Genomic DNA, 20,907 nt, shown 5'->3' with positions numbered 1-20,907 from the left:
ACGTCCTTCCTTGATTGATGTCGATCGCGATCAGTAGCCGAGTGCGCAGCCGTCCTTGCGCGGATCGGAGCCGCCGGTCAGCGTGCCCTTGTCCCAATCGATCCAGATCCCCTGGCCGCCGCCGAGCGGCGCGACCACGCTGGTGGTCTTGTGGCCGATCTTCTTCAGGCCTTCGACGATCTCTGCCGGCACTGAGTCCTCGAGTTGATAGACGCCCTCGTAATGCAGGCCGCGCGGCATGTCGATCGCCTCCTGGATGTCGCAGCCATAGTCCAGCATGTTGGTCAGCACGCGGGTCTGGCCGACCGGCTGATACTGCCCGCCCATCACGCCGAACGGCATCACCGCACGGCCGTTCATGGTGGCCAACGACGGAATGATGGTGTGCAGCGGACGCTTGCCCGGCGCGATGCAGTTCGGATGGCCGGGCTGGATGCGGAAGCCGCCGGCGCGGTTCTGCAGCAGGACGCCGGTCTTGTTGGAGACGATCGCCGAGCCGAACGAATGTGCGATCGAGTTGATGAACGAGCAGACGTTGCGATCCTTGTCGACCACGGTGATATAGACCGTCGACGGGTTCATCGGCGGTGCAACGTTCGGCAGTTCGAGCAGCCGGTCCATCCGGATGTTCTTGATATGCTCGTCGGCGAACTCCCTGGAGAGGATGCCGGCAACGTCGACATGCGCGTGCTGGGGGTCGCCGATATACTGCTCGCGCATCATGTAGGCGATGCGCGCCGCCTCGGCCTCGAGGTGGAAGCGCTCGACGCTGAGCGGCTTGAACTTGGTCAGGTCGAAGCGCGACAGGATGTTGAGCATCACCAGCATGGTGATGCCGGGGCCGTTCGGCGGGCACTGCCAGACGTCGTGGCCCTTGTACATCGTGCCGATCGGCGAGGTCGTCTCGGTCGAATGCGCGGCGAAGTCTTCCAGCGTGTGCAGCCCGCCGATGCCGCGCAGCGTGTCGACCATGTCGGCGGCGATCTCGCCGCTATAGAAGGCGTCGCGGCCCTTTTGCGCGATCGCGCGCAGCGTCTTGCCGAGCTCCGGCTGGCGGATCACGTCGCCGGCGACCGCAGGCTTGCCGTGCGGCAGCAGATAGCGCTCGGTGTTGGTGCCGTTCTTCAGCTTCTCGAAGCCGTTCTTCCAGTCGAAGGCGATGCGCGGAGCGACGACATAGCCCTCTTCGGCGGCCTTGATCGCGGGCTGCAGCAGCCGGTCGAAACCGAACTTGCCGTGATCCCTGAGGATCACGTCCCAGGCATCGATCGCGCCGGGAATGCTGACGGCATGCGCCGAGGTCAGCGGCACCGAATGGATCTTGCGTTCGAGGTACCAGTCGGCGGTGGCCGCCATCGGCGCCCGGCCGCTGCCGTTGTAGGACACGATCTTGCCCTCGCCCTTCGGCTGGATCAGCGCGAAGCAGTCGCCGCCGATGCCGGTCGATTGCGGCTCGATGACACCGAGCAGTGCGCAGGCGGCGACCGCAGCGTCGGCCGCCGTACCGCCCTCGCGCATCACCTCGATGGCCACCAGCGCCGCCTCCGGATGCGACGTCGCCACCATCGCGTTCTGGGCGTGGACCGTGGAACGGCCGGCGAAGTGGAAATTCCTCATAACGGAGAGCTCGCTTGATCGTGATGGTCTGATGCTGTCGCGGCGGAAGGATGCAGGTACATGGCACATTCATCCCCGGCAGGGCAATGCATGGCATGCCAGAGGAATTATCCCGATAATGCATGGCTTTGCGGGGTTTCGCCGGCCTGGCCGGCCTGATAAACCCCGGCCATGCCCCTCAAGGTCGCCGCCTTCTACCAGTTCGCCGCGCTGCCCGACTTCCGCGCACTGCGCGAGCCGCTGCGTGCGCGCTGTGCCGAGCTCGATCTGAAGGGCAGCGTGCTGCTCGCCCATGAGGGCATCAACGGCACCATTGCCGGCACCGATGAAGCCATCGATGGCTTCATCGCGGAGCTTAAGAATGGGCCGCTGTTCGGCGGCCGCCTCCACAATCTCGAGCTGAAATTCTCCGAAGCCGCGCAGATGCCGTTCCAACGGCTCAAGGTGCGGCTGAAGAAGGAAATCGTGACGCTCGGCGACCCTACGGTCGATCCGACGCGGCAGGTCGGCACCTATGTCGATCCAGCCGACTGGAATGAGCTCATCGCGGCGCCCGACGTCATGGTGCTCGACACCCGCAACGCGTTCGAGGTCGCGATGGGTACCTTCGAAGGCGCAGTGGATCCGAAGATCGCGAGCTTTGGACAATTCAGGGGATTTGCCGCGCGGCACCTCGATCCGGCGAAACACCGCAGGATCGCGATGTTCTGCACCGGCGGCATCCGCTGCGAGAAGGCGAGCGCCTATCTGCTCGCGCAAGGATTTGGCGAGGTCTATCACCTCAAGGGCGGCATCCTCAGATATCTCGAGGAAACCCCGCAGCAGGACAGCCGCTGGCGCGGCGACTGCTTTGTGTTCGACGAACGCGTCGCGCTCGGCCACGGCCTGCACGAGCGTGGACAGCTGGACGCCGTCCATGAGTGACGCGGCAAAACTGAGCGAGCGGATCGACGCGCTGGAGGTCCGCCTGACCTACCAGGACGAAGCCATCGAGACGCTGAACCAGACCATCACGGCGCAATGGAAGCAGATCGATGCGCTGACCCGCCAAATCGCCGAACTGCGCGACCGGCTTCAGGAGGCCGAACGCCAAGGTCCGGGACCCGCCAACGAGCGCCCACCGCATTATTGATCGGTACCGCCGGAATGCGGCGGCACCGGACTACATGTTGCTCACCTGACGCATCGGCTTCGCGCCGCTGAAGAACAGGCTGGACAACCGCTGCACCATCGCCGTCGCACGGCTTCCCTCGAGGCCCGGACGGACGCACAGCAAACGCTTCTGCAACGGAAGCTCCGGGAGATAGTAGTCCTTCGCCGAGACGAGGGAGGACGGGATCATCCGCTCGGGGCACGCCGTCAGGCCGTATCCGGCCCGAGCGGCTTCCAGTCGCAGTTGGTGGTTCGGGCTCCTGAACACGATCTTGTACGAGATGTTGTGCTTGGTGAGCGTCCGGATCATCCAGTCGTCACCGGGCCACGCCAGGATCGGGATCGGGGCGCCCGGCCGCAGAACGAAATCGCGTGACCGAACCCACACCGAGCGCTCGTCGGCCTCGGCGGCGATCGTCACCTCGTGTTCGTTCTCCAGCGAAGGGTTGCTGTAGACGAAGGCGATGTCGACGTAGCCGTCGATCAATCCTCTGATGACGATCGGCGACATGTCGGCGTGAACCAGCACGTCGGCGAGTGCGTCAGCCGGATGCAGCTTGAGGAATTCCTCGGCGAGCATCGTGCTTATTCCCAGCCGCAATGGCTGGGGTCCTTCATGATTGCCGCCGAGTCGAAGCAGTTGATCGTTTGCTTCGAGGATTCGCCTTGCCTGCTGCACGGCGACCTTGCCTAACTCTGTGGTTGTCGTGCCGTTTGCCGTTCTGACGAACAGCGCGCCACCAATCAGGCTCTGCAGTCGCTTGACCTGCGAACTGATCGCCGGCTGGCTCAGGCCGAGCCGCTCCCCGGCCTTCGATAAACTTCCCGTCTCTGCAATCGCAACGACGGTGCGAACGATTTCAGTAGGAATATTCAAATGCTGACGCGGTCTGTGCATCGCGAGCCCTCCAATCTCAGCACGGGACGCAGTTCCAATCTCCACAGTATGTGATCAGGCTATACTAACATTTGGTTGCACTTTCGTTTAGCCACAATTGCCGACAAGGCACTGATATTGCAGGCCATATGTATCGTTACGTGCATTACCCCGCATATCACGGTATCCCACAACTGCATCTCAACACGCCGCAGCACCTCAACCGCACCGCACTCCGGGTTTTTGCGGGGATCGCATCAGAGATTCTGATCACCCCATTACGGATTGCCGACCCGATAAGTCTGAATTGACGCCACTGATTCGCGGAAGCGTTTTCATAGTTTTCCTTAATCAAAGCCTCGCAACGTGACGCCGTAGCTTGCGGTTCGAGGTGTGCCATGACCAGGTTGTTTCGCTGTCGAAGCGGCGCGTCAGCTGTTGAATTTGCGCTGATGCTGCCGCTGTTTCTCGCCTTCATTTTCGGCATCATCGTTTTCGGCTCCTATCTCGCCATGGTGCATGGCGTCCAGCAGCTCGCAGCCGAAGCGGCGCGGTCGTCGATTGCTGGAATGACCGACACCGAACGCAACAGCCTCGCGACGAATTACGTAACCGCCAACGCGTCGACCTATCCGCTGCTCGTTGCCAGCAATCTGACGGTCAATGCCGCGCCGTCCCCATCGAACGCCAACGTCTACGTCGTGACGGTCAACTACAACGCGGCCGGCAACTTCATCTACAGCCTTCCTTTCATACCCAAGCCTGCGAGCACCATCGCCCGCTCCGCCGCTATTCAGTACGGAGGGTTCTAGGATGGGAGGCATCCTCATGCTGATGCGGCGCTTCAGCGCCGACGAGCGCGGCAACTTCGCGATGATCTCAGCCGGCCTGATGACGCTCGTCATCGGGTGCGCCGGGCTTGCAATCGACCTCGGCTCGATCTTCGCCGACCGGCGCAAGACGCAGACCACCGCCGACCTCGCCGCGATCGTTGCCGCCGCCAACCTGAGCAATCCGGTCAACGCCGCCACCGCGACGGTGACCCAGAACAACTATCCGGCCAGCGCGCTGGTCAAGGTCGAGACAGGGACCTACACCGCCAACAGCGCCATCGCGCCGCAGTCCCGGTTCGTGGCCCCGGCGGTCGGCGTTCCCAATGCCGCACGCGTCACGCTGAACACCCAGACCCCGCTCTACTTCGCGCGCTATCTGACCGGCGCGAACAGCTTCACCATCAAGACGACTGCCACCGCGACATCGACCGAAATGGCCACGTTCGAGATCGGCTCGAGGCTGCTCTCGGTCAATGGCGGCGTGATCAATGCACTGCTCGGCTCGATGCTCGGCACCTCGCTGTCGCTTTCGGTGATGGACTACAATTCGCTGATCAGCGCCAAGATCGACGCACTGGACTTCCTGTCGGCGCTGGCAACCCGGGTCAACCTGACCGGCGTCACCTATAGCGACCTGCTGAGCAGCAACGTCAAGGTCGGCGATCTCATGGCCGCCGCGCTGACCACACAGCAGATCACCAACGGTGCGACCGCCGCCACGACCGCCCTGTCGACGATCTCGCAGGCCGTCACCGGCTCCTCAACCAAGATTTCGCCGGGCACCCTGATCGACCTCGGTCCCTTTGCCAACCTCACGGTCGGGCAGAAACCGAAGGTCGGCGCCAGCGTCTCGGTATTCGACCTCATCAACACGGTGGCGCAGATCGCCAACGGCAGCCATCAGATCGCAACCTCGATCAATCTCGGCCTGCCCGGAATCGCCAACGTGTCCGTGATCGCAACGATCGGCGAGCGCCCCGTCGGCTCGAGCTGGATCGCGATGGGCACCCAGGGCGTGAGCGTCCACACCGCGCAGACCAGGATCCTGGCCACGATCACCGTGCTCGGCTCCGGCAGCGTTTCTACGATCAACCTCCCGGTCTATGTCGAGGTCGCCTCGGGTACCGCGACGCTGAACGCGGTGTCCTGCGGCCATCCGGACATCAGCACCTCGCAGGTCACGATCGGCGTGACGCCGGGGATCGTGGACGCCTGGATCGGCAACGTCACGGCCGCCGACATGACCAACTTCACCACCAAACCCAATCCGCCGCCCGCGATGCTGGTCAATCTCGGTCTCGTCACCGTCACCGGCCTCGCCCATGCCGGCATGGGCAACACCACGCCGACCAACGTCAATTTCAGCTACAGCGACATCCAGTCGGGGACCAAGAAGACGGTGACGACGACGAACTTCCTGTCATCGCTGACAGGAACGCTGCTCGGCGACCTCTCGCTCACCATCAATGTCGGCCCGCTCGGGCTTCCGATCCCGGGGTTGGGCGCGCTGGTGATGGGCATCCTGAACGCCGTGACGAGCCCGATCGATCAGGTGCTGGCGTCGTTGCTCTCGACGCTCGGCATCGGGCTCGGCCAGGTCGACGTCTGGGTGCTGGGCATCCGCTGCGACGGCGCAGTGCTGGTGAACTAGGGCGCGATCGCGGGGTAGGAGACTGCCGTGAGCATAACGATAAGAAGATACAAGACCGACAGCCAGCGAACGCCCCTGATGAAGCGCGGAGCGATCTTCTTCGGCAGTACCACCGTGGACTGCCTCGTGCTCAACATCTCGACTGGAGGCGCAGGGCTCGCCGTGGAGAGCGACGCCGCAATCCCGTTCGCATTCGATCTCGAGATCGAGAGCGAGCCGATCCGGCGGCACTGCATTCTGGTCTGGCGTCTGGAGCGCCGGCTCGGCGTGATGTTTGAATTCGACCGGATGCAGCGCCCCGAAGGCGGCCCGATCTAGCCTGCTCCGACGACCACGATATTCGGGCGGCCAATCGTTCCCCTGCTGGTCGAACTCATTTGCATCGTGGTTAGCGACCGCTGGGATATACCAGCTAATTGTCCCGATTGCCGTCGTGCTTCGACGGCGCGGGCTGCGTCACGCTGACCGGGTCGGAGGCCGGAAAGGTTTCCTCCAATCCCTCACTCAGCCGCGAGCGAGCCTTGCGGTCGACAGCCCGTGCCTCGTGCGGCTTCTCGGCATGCTTGTCATGCGGGGCAGGATCGAATTTCTCGGTCATGGCATCCCTCCATTCCAGGAAACAACGCGCCCGCGCAGACCGGGGTTCCAGAACCGCCTTGGCCCATTGCGCCGCAGCGTGTATCAGGGGGCGCAAATTTTGACCGTGCTCAGGAACTAGCCACGTGCCCCAGGATCCCATCAAGAAGCCGCTCATCGACCTCCTGTCGGGCCACCGCCAGGCCGTACCGCCGCTCTGGATGATGCGGCAGGCCGGCCGCTATCTGCCGGAATACCGCGAGCTGCGCGCCAAGGCCGGCGGCTTCCTCGATCTCTGCTTTACGCCGGAATTCGCGACCGAGATCACGCTTCAGCCGATCCGCAGGTTCAACTTCGATGCCGCGATCATCTTCTCCGACATCCTGGTGATCCCCTACGCGCTCGGTCGCTCGGTACGCTTCGAGGCCGGCGAAGGGCCGCGGCTCGATCCGCTGGCGACGCCCGGCGAGATCGCGACGCTGGCTACCGAGGCCAATTTCGACCAGCTCGAGCCGGTGTTCGAAGCGCTGCGCCGGGTCCGGCGCGAGCTTGCGCCCGAGATCGCGCTGATCGGCTTCTGCGGCGCGCCATGGACGGTTGCGACCTACATGGTGGCCGGACAAGGCACCCCGGACCAGGCCCCCGCGCGGATGCTCGCCTATCGCCACCCGGACGCGTTCGCTGGGATCATCGACGTCCTGGTCGAGAACTCGATCCACTATCTGGTGGGTCAGTTGAAGGCCGGCGCCGACTGCCTGCAGATCTTCGACACCTGGGCCGGCGTGCTGCCGCCGCGCGAGTTCGCCCGCTGGTCGATCGAGCCGACCCGGCGCATCGTTGCCGGGGTGCGCAAGCAGGTCCCCGGTGCCAGGATCATCGGGTTTCCGCGCGGTGCTGCAGGCATGCTGCCGACCTATGTCGAGCAAACCGGCGTCGATGCCGTCTCGATCGATTGGACAACCGAACCGTCAATGGTCCGCGAGCGCGTGCAGAGCCGCGTCACGGTGCAAGGCAATCTCGATCCGCTGGCCCTGATTGCGGGCGGCGCCACGCTCGACCGCGCCGTGGACGATGTGCTGGAGAATTTCGGCAAGGGCCGGCTGATCTTCAACCTCGGCCACGGCATCCTCCAGGAGACGCCGATCGCCCATGTCGAGCAGATGGTCGCGCGGGTACGGGCGTATAAGGGCTGAGGCCTCGTAGCCCGGGTTACGCCACTTCATTGCGGGGCCACGCCCCACTCCATCACCGTCACCCTGAGGTGGCCGCTTCTTCAGCGGCCCTCGAAGGGTCGACGGCCCATCTGTGGCCGTGCATCCTTCGAGGCTCGCTACGCTCGTACCTCCAGCGACAAAGGCGAAGCCTTTGCGCGGGGATGACGGATTGCCTAATAATCGATTCCTACCTTGCATCCTCCAAAATCATGTCCGACGCCTTCTCCGCGATCATGATCGTCGGCGCATTGGTATTGCCCGACATCAGGTCCGGCATCACCGAGGCGTCGACCACGCGCAGGCCCTCGACGCCGCGCACCTTGAGCCTGTTGTCGACGACCGCGAGCGGATCGTTGCCCATCCGGCAGGTCGAGGTCGGATGATAGACCGTGCTGCCGGTGCGGCGGCAGAACTCGAGCAGGTCGTCGTCGCTGACCACCTTGGCGCCGGGATCGACCTCCCCGACCGCATATGATTTCAGCGCCGGTGCGGCCAGGATCTTGCGCAGGATGCGGATGCCGTCGATGAAGGCGCGGCGATCGGTCTCGGTCGCGAGATAGTTGATGCGGATCTCCGGCGGCACGCCCGGGTCCGCGCTCTTGATCTTGAGCGAGCCGCGACTCTCCGGGCGCAGCTGGCAGACCGAGGCCGTAAAGCCCGAGAACGGATGCAGCTGCTCGCCCATCTTGTCGGTCGAGAACGGCAGGAAATGGATCTGGATGTCGGGCGACGCCAGCCGCGGGCTGGTCTTGAAGAACGCGCCGGACGTTCCGGCAGCGATCGTCAGCGGCCCCTTGCGCAGCGCCGCGTAGCGCAGGCCAGCCATGACGCGGCGCACCGGGTTGTTGACGACGTCGTTCAGCGTGACGCTCTGCGCGCAGCGTGTGACGATCCGCACCTGCATGTGATCCTGCAAATCGTTGCCGACGCCGGGTGCATCGAGCACGATCTCGATGCCGTGCTGCTTCAACAGATCGGCTGGGCCGACGCCGGAGAGCTGCAGCAATTGCGGCGAGTTGTAGGCGCCGCTCGACACCAGCACCTCCTTGCGTGCCTTGGCGGTGCGCAGCTGCCCGTTCTGCCTGTATACGACACCGCTCGCGCGCTTGCCGTCGAACAGGATGCGCTGCGCCAGCGCCGACGTCTCGACATGCAGATTGCCGCGCGTCAGCGCCGGCCGCAGATAGGACCGCGCCGTCGAGGCACGCCGGCCGCGCCGTGTCGTGGTCTGGAAGAAGCCCGCGCCCTCCTGGGTCGCGCCGTTGAAATCCGGATTGGTGGGAATGCCGACCTCGGCCGCAGCATGCACGAAGGCTTCCGACAGCGGATCGTGATGGCGCCAGTCCGACACCGGCAGCGGGCCGCCGGCGCCGTGATACTTGTCGCCGCCGCGCTGCTGATCCTCTGCCTTCCTGAAATAGGGCAAGACGTCGTCATAGCCCCAGCCGGCATTGCCGCGCTGCCGCCAGCGATCGTAGTCCTCGTGCTGGCCGCGCACATAGAGCAGGCCGTTGATGGAACTGGAGCCACCGAGCACCTTGCCGCGCGGCTGGAACACCTGCCGCCCGTTCAGGCCGGGCTCCGGCTCGGTCTGGTACATCCAGTTGACGGATTTTTCCTTGAACAGCTTGCCGTAGCCGAGCGGGACATGGATCCAGATGTTGGTGTCTTTCGGACCGGCCTCGAGCAACAGCACCGAGTGCTTGCCATCGGCGCTCAGGCGGTTGGCGAGCACGCAGCCGGCCGAGCCGGCGCCGACGATGACGTAATCAAATTCGGCGACGTCGTTCGGCGACGCGCCATGCTTGTTGTTCATTCGTTTCCCCCGGGCCATGCGGCACGGCCGGCGGATCGCGACGGGAGTTGATATCCCCTAACGGAACGCATGCACGCTCCGTCGCATCTCCGCTCGGCTCCAAAAGAGGTAGCGAGCGTGGCAGACGGGGTCAAGAAAGATAGCGCCGCGATCCCGGGAGGTACAACGGGACCTCCGCTCGCTGCCTCAGCATCTGCAAGCGCGGCGGCGCTTCGGCTGCGTCAACTCTCGGTCTTTTTCCGCCGCGTGGCGCTCCGCTGCGGACTTCGGCGCGCAGGCTTGGCCGCAGCGCTCCGAGCCGCATTCGAACCGGACGGCAGACCGTATTTCGCCGATATCGCCTCCAGCGAGGCGCCCTCATCCGGCACATGCAGGCTCGAGAGAAAATCCGCCCCCGCCCGCATCACATGCTCGGCCGCGAGCGTGGCCGCAGCACGCTCGTCGCCGGCGATGATGGCGCGCAGGATCGCGGCATGCTCATCCCAGGTGCGGGCCTGGCGCACCGGATCGGTCGGTGAGAACAACATCGCCGTGCGTTCGCGCAGCCGCTTCAGCAGATCCGCGAGCACGCGGTTGCGGCCGGCCTCCGCCAGTTCATGGTGGAATTGCTGGTTGAGATCCGACAACAGGTCGTAGCGCCGCCCGGCGACCGCCTCGTTGCCCTGCTTCAATACTGCCGCGATGCGCTTGATAATGCTTTCCTCGCGACGACGCGCAGCGAGGCGCGCGTTTTGGCCCTCGAGCACCGCGCGCACCTCGATCGTCTCGCGCGCTTCCTCATCGCTCATCGTGACGACGGAGGCACCGCGCCGCGCGGTCACCTCGACGAGCCCCTCGGACTCCAGCACGCGGATCGCCTCGCGCACGGGATTGCGGGAAACGCCGAGCTCGTCGGCGAGGCGGCCCTCGACCAGCCGCTCGCCGGGCTTCAGCCGCCGGCTCAGGATCGCCTGCCGCAACTCCTCGATGACCCTGCCGTGGAGGGAGAGGTAATCGTCGCCTAGACGTTTGGAGCTTCCGAGCCTGCCTGCCATGAACTGACCTGTCCGGCCGCGCTTCGCTCAACGCATGGACACAGGAGGTCCAACGAGCTGCCAGAGTCCTGGCCAAATGACCGCAATTGCGTATTTAGACCGCCGGCTGCATGCCATCAAGCCGCGCTCATTCGCCGTCAACAGCTACAGGTCGAGCCGGCTGCGCCACGGCTTTCGGCACCCACGACACGCTCACGCTGCCGGTGAGAAAGGTCTGGCACGCCATCCGATAGCCGGCGGCGAACTGCTCGTCGGTGAGGTGCTTTCGCTCCTTCGGCTTGATCGCATCGGTGTTCTCGATGCCTTTCTCGATCAGGCATTTGCAGGTCCCGCACAGGCCGCCGCCGCATTTGAACGGAATGCCGCCCTGCTCGCGCAGCGAGACACGCAGCAGATTGCTGTTCTCCGCCGCGGTCACGGTTTTCCCGCCGTTGGTCAGAAACGTGACTTCGATCATCCCGCCATCCGCTCAGCGCTTGCGCAGCTTCGTGTCCATGTGACCGAACGTGACGAGGTGCTCGAGCTCGTTCAGCGCCCGCTCGGGCGTTTCGAACTTCTCGAGGAATTTCGAGGGCACCTCGTTCACGATCGGCGGCGACCAGGCCTCGTCGATCACCTTGACCTTGGTCTCCGCGACCAGCTCGGCAATCACGAACGTTGCCTTCCTGATGCCGTAGAACAGGTAGTCATAGGCCGCGAGCGGACGCAGGCCCTCGACGATCTCGGTGCGAAACTGTCCCGGCTTGCTCGTCAGTATCACATACATCGCTCACGGCCTCCCAACCGCGCTACCTGCCGGCGCGACGACGTCGACCAGCGGGGCCGCCTCCTGTGACAGTTCAACGTCATGCGTAAGCCAGAGCTGGCAGGCGAGGCGATACCCCTGATCGATCCTGGCACCGAGGCGTTTCTTCTCTTTCCAGTTCGGCTCCGGCAAATGCTCGCCGCCCTTGATGATCAGCGACGCGCACTTCCCGCATTTCCCCATCCCGCAGCCGTAAAGGAAGTTCGGATAGGGAAACTGGCGGATGCCGGCGCGGACGACGAGATTGGTGTTCTCCTTGACCTCGCCGACAAAGGTCTCGCCGTTGCGGTGAAAAACCACGTTGGGCATCGCGCCGCTGCTCCCCTTGCGGATCAGGCCTGCAACAACACGCGCTCTTCAGCGGTGACGCCGCTGGCGAGATCGAGCTCGGCCATCGCGATGTCGTTCGCGACATAGTCGTGGTACAGCGCAGTGGTGTAGAGCAGCCGCATCTGCGCGCCGATCTCGCAGATCTTGAGGCAACGCTGCTGCAGCTCGACCGTGTTGGCGTGCTCGAGCACGATCTGGTAGCCGCGTTCGCCGTGAATCTCGTCCGACACGATGTGAAGGTCGAAGAACTCGACCTCCTCATCGGTGAACTTGTACTTCTCGCGCAGGGTCGGCGTCTGCTTGCGATAGATCGAGGGCACCTGCGATTCCAGACCGACCACGAGGCCGGCGACGGCGACGATCGGATCCTCACGCATCGCCACCGAATAGCACCAGCTCTGCAGCCCGCGCGTGGTCGGCGTCATGTTGTCGGGGTCCTTGACGCGCGCCGCGGTCGTGCCGCAGGCCTCCGCGAAGCGGATCAGCAGATCGGTGTGACGATCGCCCCCGATCTCCTCCTCATACATGTTGGCAAGCAGGAAGTCCTTGGCCTCCTGGTACTGCTCGGGCATCCGCGCATAGATGTAGCCGAGGTAATCGGCGAACGGACCGACATAGTGGTAGTGGTTCTCGGCCCAACGCGCGAGATGCGCGCGGCTCAGCTTGCCGCTGGCCCAGGCGACGCTGAACGGAGCCTTGTTGGCGCTCTTTCCCTTGATGGCATTTTCGAGGGCCGCTCGAAATTCCACGTGATCCATCAGCTTTTGCATCGTGGCGCTCCTGTGCCGTGAAGGATTGCTGTCCAGGCAACGAGGCGCCCGGTCGCGTTCTGATGTTTGTATACTGTATACGATTTTAGCGGCTGTCAACAGCCAGAATTGCGGTTTCCTGCCCTCCAACCCGCCGGCATCACGCGCACCTGCCCGCCGCTATTTTGTGCTTTCCATGCATAAATTGCGACCAAGGATGCTTCCTGCCCTTGCGCCATCGCCTGGTCGCAGGCCTGCAATTTGATCTTGCCATTCTTGAATACAGTATACATTATTTGCGCGACAGAGGGGAAACAACAACCATGCAGCACGTTCCGATCGTTGCCGCGCACTGGGTCTATTTGCTCGGCGTCGCCGTCATCGTTCTCACCATGATCTGGCGCGCCAACGTCGTCGTGCCATCGGTGATCGCAACGCTGCTGGTCGCGCTTGCATGGACGCACAGCCCGGTTGCGGCGCTCGCCAGCGTCTTCAACGCGAGCTTCACCGCGGCAAGGGAGCTCTTCAACATCTTCCTGGTGATCGCGTTGATGACCGCGCTGCTGAACGCGCTCAAGGTGCTGCGCTCGGACATCCGCATGGTCGAACCTTTCCGCGCCGTGATGAAGAGCGGACACACCGCCTACTTCGTTCTCGCTGCCATCACCTATGTGATCTCGCTGTTCTTCTGGCCGACACCGGCAGTGCCGCTGGTCTCCGCGGTGTTGCTGCCCGCGGCGATTGCGGCCGGCCTGTCGCCGCTCGGCGGCGCCATCGCGATCGCGATTGCCGGACAGGGCATGGCGCTGTCGTCGGACTACGTGATCGGCGTCGCACCGGGGATCAGCGCCAAGGCGGCCGGCGCCGCGGTCAGCGCCGCCACCGTCGCAGACCGTGCGCTGGTGCTCTCCCTCATCACCGGCGGAATAGCGTTGACGCTCGCCTATTTCTCGATCCGCAAGTCGATCACCAAGCCCGACGACACGCTGCTGGAACGTTGGCAGGCGCAGTCCAGCAACGGCGAATTGGCACGGCTGGAGCAGGAGGGCACTTTCGACAAGGCGGAGATCGCGCGCGCCACCGCGGAGGGCCAGCGGCCGTTCGCGACCCAGGCGCAGATCGACAAGGAGCTTGCGAAGCTGCCGCCCCGCCGCGAGGGCTGGTCGAAATTCTTTGCGGTCGCAACGCCGCTTGCCTTTCTTTGCGTCATCGCGGTGATGGTGCTCGCCAAGCTCGGCATCGGCCATGACCTCAAGGGCGGCGACGCCGCAGCCCTGGTCGGCGGCGTCGCCGCGATCCTGATGATCTGCGCATCCTTCATCACCGACAACCTGCGCAAGTTCCTCGACACCAGCGCCGATCACGTCACCGAAGGCTTCGTCTTCGCATTCAAGGCGATGGGCTCCGTGCTGCCGATCGCGGGCTTCTTCTTTCTCGGCGCCGAGCCGGGCCTTTCCGCTCCGATCCTCGGAGTGCCCGCGGCCCAGGCGCCAAGCCTCCTGTTCGAACTGATCCAAACCGCACAAGGCTGGATCCCGAGCAACGAGTTTTTCGTCGCCTTCGGCATCCTGATCTCAGGCATGATCACCGGCATCGACGGCTCGGGCTTTGCCGGCTTGCCGCTGACCGGCTCACTGTCGGGCGCGCTGGCACCGTCGGTCGGGATGGAGCCCGCGACGCTCGCCGCGATCGGTCAGATGGGCGCGGTGTGGACCGGCGGCGGCACCCTCGTCGCGTGGTCGTCGCTGATCGCAGTGGCCGGCTTCGCGCGCGTCCCCGTGTTCCAGATCGTGCGGACCGCGATGGTCCCGGTCTTGACGGGGCTGGCGATATCGACCGCTTGCGCGGTCCTGATCTGGCATTGAGGAGAATCCCGTGACGATAACCGAAACGACCGCACGCAATTCGCGTCCCTCCACGGAGGGCACAGCGGGGATCGAGGAATTTCCGAACCTGATCGCCGGCGAGCGATTGCCCAGCGCCTCCGGCAGACTGTTCACGAACGTCAATCCCGCCGACAACGCCGACCTGGTCGGACGCTTCCAGCAATCCACCGCCGCCGAGGCGGAAGCGGCCGTCAATGCCGCGGCCGCCGCGTTCGAAGGCTGGAGGCGGACGTCGATTTCCAGGCGCGCCGCCATCCTGAACCGGGCCGCGGATCATCTCGAGGCGCGTGCGGATAACATTGCGCGGGAGATGACGCGGGAAATGGGCAAATCGCTCGGCCTCGCCCGCGACGAGGTGCTGCGCTCGGCACAGACCTTGCGGTTCTACGCCGTCGAGGGACAGTCGCTGACCGGCGAAGTGTTTCCGAACGACGATCCGGACATGACGGTCTATACGCTGCGCGAGCCGCTCGGCGTCGTGTCGGTGATCACGCCCTGGAATTTTCCGATTTCGATTCCGGCGCGCAAGATCGCGCCGGCCCTCATCACCGGCAATACGGTGGTGTTCAAGCCGTCGTCGGATGCGCCGCTCAGCGGCTATCGGCTGGCGGAAGCGCTGATTGCGGCGGGCCTGCCGAAAGGCGCGCTCAACTTCATCACCGGCAAGGCCGGCGAGATCGGGCCTGCGACCACCGAGCCACCGGTGATCCGCGCGATTTCCTTCACCGGATCGACGACGGCCGGCGAACAGATCTGCCGCGCGGTCGGCTTCACGACCCGCACGCAGATGGAGCTCGGCGGCAAGAACCCGCTCATCGTGATGGACGATGCCGATCTCGACCTGGCGGTCGATCTGACGGTCAAGGGCGGCTTCTCGCTGGCCGGCCAGGCCTGCACCGGCACCAGCCGGGTGCTGGTCATGAAGCAGGTGCGGGCCGAGTTCACAGCAAAGCTGCTCGCCAAGGTGAAGGCGATCAAGCTCGGCAGCGGCCTCACCAGCGGGATGGAGATGGGGCCGCTGGCGACCGCCAGGCAGCTCGAAACCGTGCTGCGCTACATCGCCATCGGGAAGAAGGAAGCGACGCATCTCTATGGCGGCGACCGGCTCACCGGTGCCAGCTATGACGGCGGATACTTCGTCTCACCCGCGATCTTCACCGACGTGACCCAGGACATGACGATCGCACGCGAGGAGATCTTCGGCCCTGTGATCGCGATCATCGAAGTCGACAGCTATGCCGATGCGATCGCCAAGGCCAATGCCAGCGAATACGGCCTGTCGGCCGCGATCGTGACCCGCAACCCGCGCGTCATGCATGATTTCGCCAACGACATCCAGTCCGGCACCGTGAAGATCAACCGCACCACCACGGGCAATCTGATCAACGCGCCGTTCGGCGGATTGAAACGGTCGAGTACCTCGACCTTCCGCGAGTCTGGCCGTACCGGCCTCGAATTCTACACCCAGATCAAAACGGTCTACCGCGGCGCTTGAGCGGCCGTCGACGTCCACTCCAATCCCGAAAGACAGCGATGAAACAGTCGTTCAAGCTTGAACTTGCCGAAGCCCGCCACATGATCGCCGCGGCGATCCGAAAATCCGCCGAGATCGGCGTTGCGGAGACGGTCTGCGTCACCGACGAGGGCGGCTACCCGCTGGCGCTGGAGCGGATGGACGGTGCGCGGATCACCGGCCCGCAGATTGCCTGGAACAAGGCGTTCACTGCGGCCGGGCACAAGCGCTCCACCCATCTGTTCAACCAGCCGCCGAACGGACCAGCCCTCCCCGGCAATGAGGCCTTCGGCATCCAGTGGAGCTTCGACGGAAAATTTGCCGTGTTCGTCGGCGGCTTTCCGATCGTCGTCGACGACGAGGTTGTCGGCGGCATCGGGCTGAGCGGCGGCAATGGCGAGCAGGACACCCAATGCGGCGTCGCGGCCCTGCAGGCCCTGCAAGAGTTGCTGCGCGGCCATCGTGTGCTGGTCGCGGCCGACATCAAGAAGTGACTGGCGCCGGCAACGACGAACCTTTCGCACCGAGGCCTTCGAGCAGTTGCCCGACAAGCCTGTTGAGCTCATCGGCGTTGCCGGCGGCCCCGAAGACGTAACGGTCGGGCCGCACGATGACCGCCGCGGCGCGGTGGTGCCGCATCCAGTCGGCGAACAGCCCGTCGCGCTCGACCACGCTCTGGATGCCGCCGGCATCGCCGCTTTCGCCTGATGCGGTGATGACGACGCGCTCGCCGGCGAGATGCTGCCAGGCGGCGCGGGACGCGTCCGACAGCCAGGCCATCGGCTCGGCGGCCGCCGTGACGATCGCAAATTCCGGTTGCAGCAGATCGTCGAGCCGGCAGGTCCGCCCGTCCGGCGCATGCACATGCGGCTGCACGAACAGCCGTCCGGCAAGATCACCATCGCGCGCGATCAGGCCGGAGACGAGATCGGGAATGAATTTCTGCCTGATGGTTTCGGCCGTGCCCGCCTTCAGTTCGGCGCGCAGGCGCAGATCGCGTGCGGCCGCGGCTACCGGATCGAGCTCGCCGATGATCTTGCCGAACTCCTTGGCACTGGCGACGACGGCGCGGACATGTGGCTTGCGCTCGATCTCGTAGCTGTCGAGCAGCGCCTCATCGGCATCGCCGCGCAGCACCAGGCGGAGCTTCCAGGCCAGGTTCACGGCATCGCGGATGCCGGCGCACAGACCTTGCCCGAGGAACGGCGGCGTCTGGTGCACGGCATCGCCCATCAGCAGCACGCGGCGGTCGCGCCAGCGCTGCCCGAGCAGCGCGTGAAAACGATAGAGCGCCGAGCGCCAGATCGTGAGGTCGGAGATATCGGTGAAGCCCTTGAGCAGCTTCACCACATTGTCGGGCGCGCGGCCGCTTCGGGATCCTCGCCCGGCAGCAGCTTGATCTCCCAGCGCCGCAGATTGCGCGGCCCCGGCACGAAGGTGCCGGGGCGCGACGGCCAGCAATACTGAAAGCTCTTGGCCGGCCGCCTGGCGGGATCGCTGGTCAGCGTGTCGACCACCATCCACCATTCATCGAAGGCGAGGTCATCCAGGCCGATACCGAGCTGCTTGCGCACGAAGCTGTTGGCGCCGTCGCAGCCGACCAGATAGTGCGCGTGGATCGAAAACTCCTCGCCAGACTCGCGCTGTGCGGTCAGCGTGACCGCGTCGCCGTCCTGCCGCAGCGCCACGCCGTCCGCAGCAAGGAAAACGTCGGCATGCGGATAGTCGGCGAGCTTGTCGCGCAGCGCCTGCTCGAGGTCCGGCTGCACGAAGGTGACGTTCGGAATCCAGCCGAGCGGAAACGGCGGCGGCATCGGATCGAAGATCTTGATGATCTCGCCGTCGACGCCGAGATAGTGCGAGCCGTTGTGCGGGGCGATCGCCTGCTCCATGAAATCGCCAAGCCCGATCGCCTGCAGCACGCGCAGCGCCTCGTGATCGAGCGTGATCGCGCGCGGCTTGTCATAGATGTCGGCGACGCGCTCGACGACGGCGACCCTCAGGCCGGCTTGCGCGAGCAGATTGGCGAAGATGGCACCGACCGGCCCGAGGCCGACGATCGCCACGTCATGGATGGAGTTCGCGACCGGGGCTGACATGCTACTTCGCCAGGTTGCTCTCGAGCGTCAGCGGCTTCGGTTTCACCTGCACTTCGAAGAACGCCTTGAGCCGGTCGAGGTCGTCGTCCTGAAAGTCCCGCAAGCCGAGCCGCGCGCAGACGGCGCCCTCGCCCTTGCGCAACACAAGGCTGTGATGACAGGCCTTCTCGACGCCGCGGAAATAGAGCGCGTCGCCCTCCTCCGCTGTCAGGATCAGCCCGATCACCTTTTCGTAGAACTGCCGGCTCGCCGCGAGGTCACAGAAGGTCAGGACGACATGGCTTGCCCGTGTGATCCGAAACCCGGGATCGTGGTTCGTGGTCGGGAGGCTCATGCGCACCCTTCTGGTCTTGCCGTTCGCGGAAATCCCGGTCGTTGCCAACTCATTGCGAAAAACCGGCGGAGGATCAAGCAGGGTGGCGCCGGGCAGTCTTTGCCCATCTGTGACGTCACACCGCTGGTCCGTGACGTCACGTCACGCGTTTGTATCGATTTGTTAGCAATGCCCGCCCGTGGAACTGAACCGGGTCCCCGCGGTGGCACGGTCCGTTGCAATAGTTCATAGTTTGTCAAAGGTTTGCAGAGAATTCTTCGCCACAGCGCCATGGCCAAACCGCGCAAGAACGTAGTGGGATGCGTACCTATCTCAGATCATATTTCGCGACCTTGTTCGCGGGTGACCTCGCCGCCTTCGGCGCACCACCGACGGATGAAGCGCTAGCCGGCCACATCCGCGCCGAGCAGGTTTCGCTCGTGCTCGGCTATTCCTTCGGCATCATGCTGGCCAATGCCTGCAACGCGCTCGTGCTCGCGGCTGCGCTCTGGCAATCGGCCGACTGGGCCTTCGCGCTGGTGTGGGCGGCCGCGGTGAGCAGCGCCGCGCTGTTCTTCGGCTTGCAGGCGCGCGCATCGCGCCGCATCGCCAAGCCGCAATTCGTGTCGCGCCGAACCATGTACCGGCTGGTGCGCAATGCGCTCGCGCTCGGCACGGCCTGGGGCGTCGTCCCGGTCGCCTTCTTCGCCAACGCCTCGAGCGGCGCGCAATTGGTGATCACGTGTCTTTGCGCCGGAATGCTGGCCGGCGGCGCCTTCGCGTTCTCGACGATCCCGATCGCCGCGATTGCCTTCACCGGGCCGATCTTCGTCGGCACCGCAATCTGCCTCGGCAGGGACGGCGACTTCATCTATCTGCTGATGGCCGTGCTCGTCCTGATCTACGGCTCGGTGCTGCTGCGCGGCGTGTTCGTCCATGCATTCGAGTTCCGCCGCCGCATCATCGCCCAGCACGAGGCCGAACGGACGGTGCGCCAGGATCCGCTGACCCATCTGCCGAACCGCGTCGCCTTCAACGAGGCGCTCAACGGCGCGCTGAACCGGCTGTCGCGCTCCGGCGAGGAATTCGCCGTGCTGCTGCTCGATCTCGATCGCTTCAAGGAAATCAACGACAGGTACGGCCATCCGGCTGGCGACGAGTTCCTGGTGCAGCTTGCGGCCCGGTTGCAGCGTTGCACGCGCGCGGCCGAGCATGTCGCGCGGATCGGCGGCGACGAGTTCGCCCTGATCATGTCCAATCTGACGCGGCCGGTGGATGCGCTGGCGATCGCCGAGCGTTTCGTGGCGGCGTTCGCCGAGCCATTCCCGATCGACGGGTTCGAGATCAGCAGCGCGATCAGCATCGGCATCGTGCTCGCGCCGCGCGACGGCAACACGTCCCATGATCTGCTCAAGCATGTCGACATCGCGCTCTACCGGGCGAAGAAGTCCGGCCCCGGCACCATCTGTTTCTTCGAGGCCGGCGACGACCGGTCGGCGCGCGACCGGCGCGCGTTGCAGCGCGACCTCGAACAGGCCATCGAGGCCGACCAGCTGTTCCTAGTCTACCAGCCGTTCCTCGATATCCGCAAAGGCCGCGTCACCGGCTTCGAGGCGCTGCTGCGCTGGCAGCATCCGACGCGCGGCCTGATCCCGCCTAGCGTCTTCATTCCGATCGCCGAGGAGAGCGGGCTGATCCACCAGCTCGGCGAGTGGGTGATCCGGCGCGCCTGCGCGATGCTGTCGCGCTGGCCCGACAACGTCAGGATCGCGGTGAATTTCTCCGCGGTCCAGTTCCAGAATGTGAGCATCCTGCAGACCATCGTCGAGGCGCTTGACGCGGCGAACGTCGCGCCGAGCCGACTCGAGATCGAGATCACCGAGTCGATGCTGATCTCGAAATACGGATCGGCGCCCGCAATCCTGAACGGACTGCTCGAGCTCGGGCTAACGGTCGCGCTCGACGATTTCGGCACCGGCTTCTCGTCGCTGACCTATTTGCGCAAGCTACCGTTCAGCCGCATCAAGATCGATCAATCCTTCATCCGGGACATGCTGACCCAGCCGGATTGCGCCGCGATCGTCAAATCGGTGATCGGCCTCGCGCAGGACTTGCAGATCGGCGTCGTCGCCGAAGGCGTCGAGACCGCGGACCAGCTCGAATATCTGCGCCAGACCAGCTGCGACGAGGTGCAGGGCTATCTGATCGGCCGGCCGATGTCAGCCGGCGAGATCACCGCCCTGCTCGACCACGATCCGCAGCACTCGGTGCACGCGGCGTAAAGCGCGATGAAGTTTGGTTGAATCGGCTTGGCGCGGTCTTGGTTCACCTCTCCCCATTGGGAGAGGTCGGATTGCGAAGCAATCCGGGTGAGGGCTCTTGCTCTCTCGTTAGACCGTAACCCCTCACCCGATTTGCTACGCAAATCGACCTCTCCCAGGG

23 protein-coding genes are annotated in these 20,907 nt (G+C 64.7%); 10 read left to right on the top strand and 13 right to left on the bottom strand.

Translation table 11 applies throughout. The features are described from left to right. Nucleotides 1–30 precede the first annotated feature (30 nt). Nucleotides 31–1,617, bottom strand: a complete 1,587-nt coding sequence (ggt, locus tag H8A92_RS19990; protein WP_229197349.1) for a gamma-glutamyltransferase — start codon at nucleotides 1,615–1,617, stop codon at nucleotides 31–33. A gap of 171 nt (nucleotides 1,618–1,788) precedes the next feature. Here ggt and trhO point away from each other — a divergent pair, with 171 nt between their 5' ends. Both trhO and H8A92_RS19980 read left to right on the top strand, forming a co-directional pair. Next, a complete protein-coding gene (trhO, locus tag H8A92_RS19985) occupies nucleotides 1,789–2,541 on the top strand; it encodes an oxygen-dependent tRNA uridine(34) hydroxylase TrhO (protein ID WP_229197348.1) in 753 nt (250 codons plus the stop codon). Beyond that, nucleotides 2,534–2,749 carry a SlyX family protein gene (locus H8A92_RS19980; RefSeq protein ID WP_163160512.1) on the top strand — a complete coding sequence of 72 codons (216 nt, stop codon included), beginning with the start codon at nucleotides 2,534–2,536 and terminating at the stop codon, nucleotides 2,747–2,749. The genes trhO and H8A92_RS19980 overlap by 8 nt, the downstream gene beginning before the upstream one ends. Before the next feature lie 30 nt (nucleotides 2,750–2,779). Here H8A92_RS19980 and H8A92_RS19975 read toward each other — a convergent pair whose 3' ends face one another. Beyond that, the gene (locus H8A92_RS19975) at nucleotides 2,780–3,667 is read right to left on the bottom strand and encodes a LysR family transcriptional regulator (RefSeq protein ID WP_229197347.1); all 888 of its coding nucleotides are present in this window, start codon (nucleotides 3,665–3,667) and stop codon (nucleotides 2,780–2,782) included. A 377-nt stretch (nucleotides 3,668–4,044) separates the two neighbouring features. On the opposite strand from H8A92_RS19975, the gene H8A92_RS19970 reads away from it, so the two are divergent. From H8A92_RS19970 to H8A92_RS19960, 3 genes are read left to right on the top strand one after another with little or no spacing between them, the layout of a single operon-like run. Then, nucleotides 4,045–4,458, top strand: coding sequence for a TadE/TadG family type IV pilus assembly protein (locus H8A92_RS19970; protein WP_229182054.1), 414 nt, complete (start codon nucleotides 4,045–4,047; stop codon nucleotides 4,456–4,458). 1 nt (nucleotide 4,459) lies between these two features. Further along, complete coding sequence (locus H8A92_RS19965; RefSeq protein WP_229197346.1) at nucleotides 4,460–6,130, top strand: pilus assembly protein TadG-related protein; 1,671 nt, start codon at nucleotides 4,460–4,462, stop codon at nucleotides 6,128–6,130. Between the two features lie 27 nt (nucleotides 6,131–6,157). Then, nucleotides 6,158–6,448, top strand: a complete 291-nt coding sequence (locus tag H8A92_RS19960) for a PilZ domain-containing protein (protein ID WP_229197345.1) — start codon at nucleotides 6,158–6,160, stop codon at nucleotides 6,446–6,448. Between the two features lie 94 nt (nucleotides 6,449–6,542). Here the strand turns inward: H8A92_RS19960 and H8A92_RS19955 are convergent, their stop codons facing one another. Continuing rightward, nucleotides 6,543–6,728 (bottom strand): hypothetical protein, encoded by a 186-nt coding sequence (locus H8A92_RS19955; protein WP_229197344.1) that lies wholly within the window; start codon nucleotides 6,726–6,728, stop codon nucleotides 6,543–6,545. A gap of 124 nt (nucleotides 6,729–6,852) precedes the next feature. Here H8A92_RS19955 and hemE point away from each other — a divergent pair, with 124 nt between their 5' ends. Next, complete coding sequence (gene hemE, locus H8A92_RS19950) at nucleotides 6,853–7,899, top strand: uroporphyrinogen decarboxylase (RefSeq protein WP_229197343.1); 1,047 nt, start codon at nucleotides 6,853–6,855, stop codon at nucleotides 7,897–7,899. A 208-nt stretch (nucleotides 7,900–8,107) separates the two neighbouring features. On the opposite strand, the gene H8A92_RS19945 is transcribed toward hemE, so the two are convergent. From H8A92_RS19945 to H8A92_RS19915, 7 genes are all read right to left on the bottom strand, one after another. Continuing rightward, nucleotides 8,108–9,736: a GMC family oxidoreductase gene (locus H8A92_RS19945; protein WP_229197342.1), complete on the bottom strand. Its 1,629-nt coding sequence runs from the start codon at nucleotides 9,734–9,736 to the stop codon at nucleotides 8,108–8,110. Between the two features lie 221 nt (nucleotides 9,737–9,957). Further along, nucleotides 9,958–10,770, bottom strand: coding sequence for a GntR family transcriptional regulator (locus tag H8A92_RS19940; protein ID WP_229197341.1), 813 nt, complete (start codon nucleotides 10,768–10,770; stop codon nucleotides 9,958–9,960). A 127-nt stretch (nucleotides 10,771–10,897) separates the two neighbouring features. Beyond that, nucleotides 10,898–11,227: a 2Fe-2S iron-sulfur cluster-binding protein gene (locus H8A92_RS19935; RefSeq protein WP_229197340.1), complete on the bottom strand. Its 330-nt coding sequence runs from the start codon at nucleotides 11,225–11,227 to the stop codon at nucleotides 10,898–10,900. A gap of 12 nt (nucleotides 11,228–11,239) precedes the next feature. Further along, the gene (locus tag H8A92_RS19930; protein ID WP_229197339.1) at nucleotides 11,240–11,536 is read right to left on the bottom strand and encodes a ferredoxin; all 297 of its coding nucleotides are present in this window, start codon (nucleotides 11,534–11,536) and stop codon (nucleotides 11,240–11,242) included. A gap of 3 nt (nucleotides 11,537–11,539) precedes the next feature. Beyond that, complete coding sequence (locus H8A92_RS19925; RefSeq protein WP_229197338.1) at nucleotides 11,540–11,884, bottom strand: 2Fe-2S iron-sulfur cluster-binding protein; 345 nt, start codon at nucleotides 11,882–11,884, stop codon at nucleotides 11,540–11,542. A 23-nt stretch (nucleotides 11,885–11,907) separates the two neighbouring features. After that, the gene (locus H8A92_RS19920) at nucleotides 11,908–12,675 is read right to left on the bottom strand and encodes an iron-containing redox enzyme family protein (protein ID WP_163160521.1); all 768 of its coding nucleotides are present in this window, start codon (nucleotides 12,673–12,675) and stop codon (nucleotides 11,908–11,910) included. Nucleotides 12,676–12,770: 95 nt separating this feature from the next. After that, nucleotides 12,771–12,947: a hypothetical protein gene (locus H8A92_RS19915; protein WP_229197337.1), complete on the bottom strand. Its 177-nt coding sequence runs from the start codon at nucleotides 12,945–12,947 to the stop codon at nucleotides 12,771–12,773. Nucleotides 12,948–12,977: 30 nt separating this feature from the next. On the opposite strand from H8A92_RS19915, the gene H8A92_RS19910 reads away from it, so the two are divergent. From H8A92_RS19910 to H8A92_RS19900, 3 genes are read left to right on the top strand one after another with little or no spacing between them, the layout of a single operon-like run. Continuing rightward, nucleotides 12,978–14,519: a hypothetical protein gene (locus tag H8A92_RS19910; protein ID WP_229197336.1), complete on the top strand. Its 1,542-nt coding sequence runs from the start codon at nucleotides 12,978–12,980 to the stop codon at nucleotides 14,517–14,519. A gap of 10 nt (nucleotides 14,520–14,529) precedes the next feature. Then, nucleotides 14,530–16,035, top strand: a complete 1,506-nt coding sequence (locus H8A92_RS19905) for an aldehyde dehydrogenase family protein (protein WP_229197335.1) — start codon at nucleotides 14,530–14,532, stop codon at nucleotides 16,033–16,035. Between the two features lie 38 nt (nucleotides 16,036–16,073). Continuing rightward, a complete protein-coding gene (locus H8A92_RS19900; RefSeq protein ID WP_229197334.1) occupies nucleotides 16,074–16,547 on the top strand; it encodes a GlcG/HbpS family heme-binding protein in 474 nt (157 codons plus the stop codon). Here the strand turns inward: H8A92_RS19900 and H8A92_RS40835 are convergent. The 3 genes from H8A92_RS40835 to H8A92_RS19890 are packed head-to-tail and all read right to left on the bottom strand — an operon-like array spanning nucleotide 16,537 to nucleotide 18,486. Beyond that, on the bottom strand, nucleotides 16,537–17,400 hold the full coding sequence (locus H8A92_RS40835) for an FAD-dependent monooxygenase (protein WP_338026569.1): 864 nt from the start codon (nucleotides 17,398–17,400) through the stop codon (nucleotides 16,537–16,539). The genes H8A92_RS19900 and H8A92_RS40835 overlap by 11 nt on opposite strands. Then, entirely contained in the window at nucleotides 17,397–18,152 is a 756-nt protein-coding gene (locus H8A92_RS40830) for an FAD-dependent monooxygenase (RefSeq protein WP_274613418.1), read from the bottom strand. Before H8A92_RS40830 ends, H8A92_RS40835 begins: the two co-directional genes overlap by 4 nt. Nucleotide 18,153: 1 nt before the next feature. Further along, nucleotides 18,154–18,486, bottom strand: a complete 333-nt coding sequence (locus H8A92_RS19890) for a VOC family protein (RefSeq protein ID WP_229197333.1) — start codon at nucleotides 18,484–18,486, stop codon at nucleotides 18,154–18,156. A gap of 299 nt (nucleotides 18,487–18,785) precedes the next feature. Between H8A92_RS19890 and H8A92_RS19885 the strand changes: the two genes are divergently transcribed. After that, nucleotides 18,786–20,747: a putative bifunctional diguanylate cyclase/phosphodiesterase gene (locus H8A92_RS19885; protein ID WP_229197332.1), complete on the top strand. Its 1,962-nt coding sequence runs from the start codon at nucleotides 18,786–18,788 to the stop codon at nucleotides 20,745–20,747. Nucleotides 20,748–20,907 lie beyond the last annotated feature (160 nt).

It is taken from the genome of Bradyrhizobium acaciae (assembly GCF_020889785.1).
In the GTDB taxonomy this organism is placed as follows: domain Bacteria; phylum Pseudomonadota; class Alphaproteobacteria; order Rhizobiales; family Xanthobacteraceae; genus Bradyrhizobium; species Bradyrhizobium acaciae.
The sequence above is the reverse complement of the archived record's forward strand: the minus strand, read 5'-3'. Positions and strand labels throughout refer to the sequence as shown.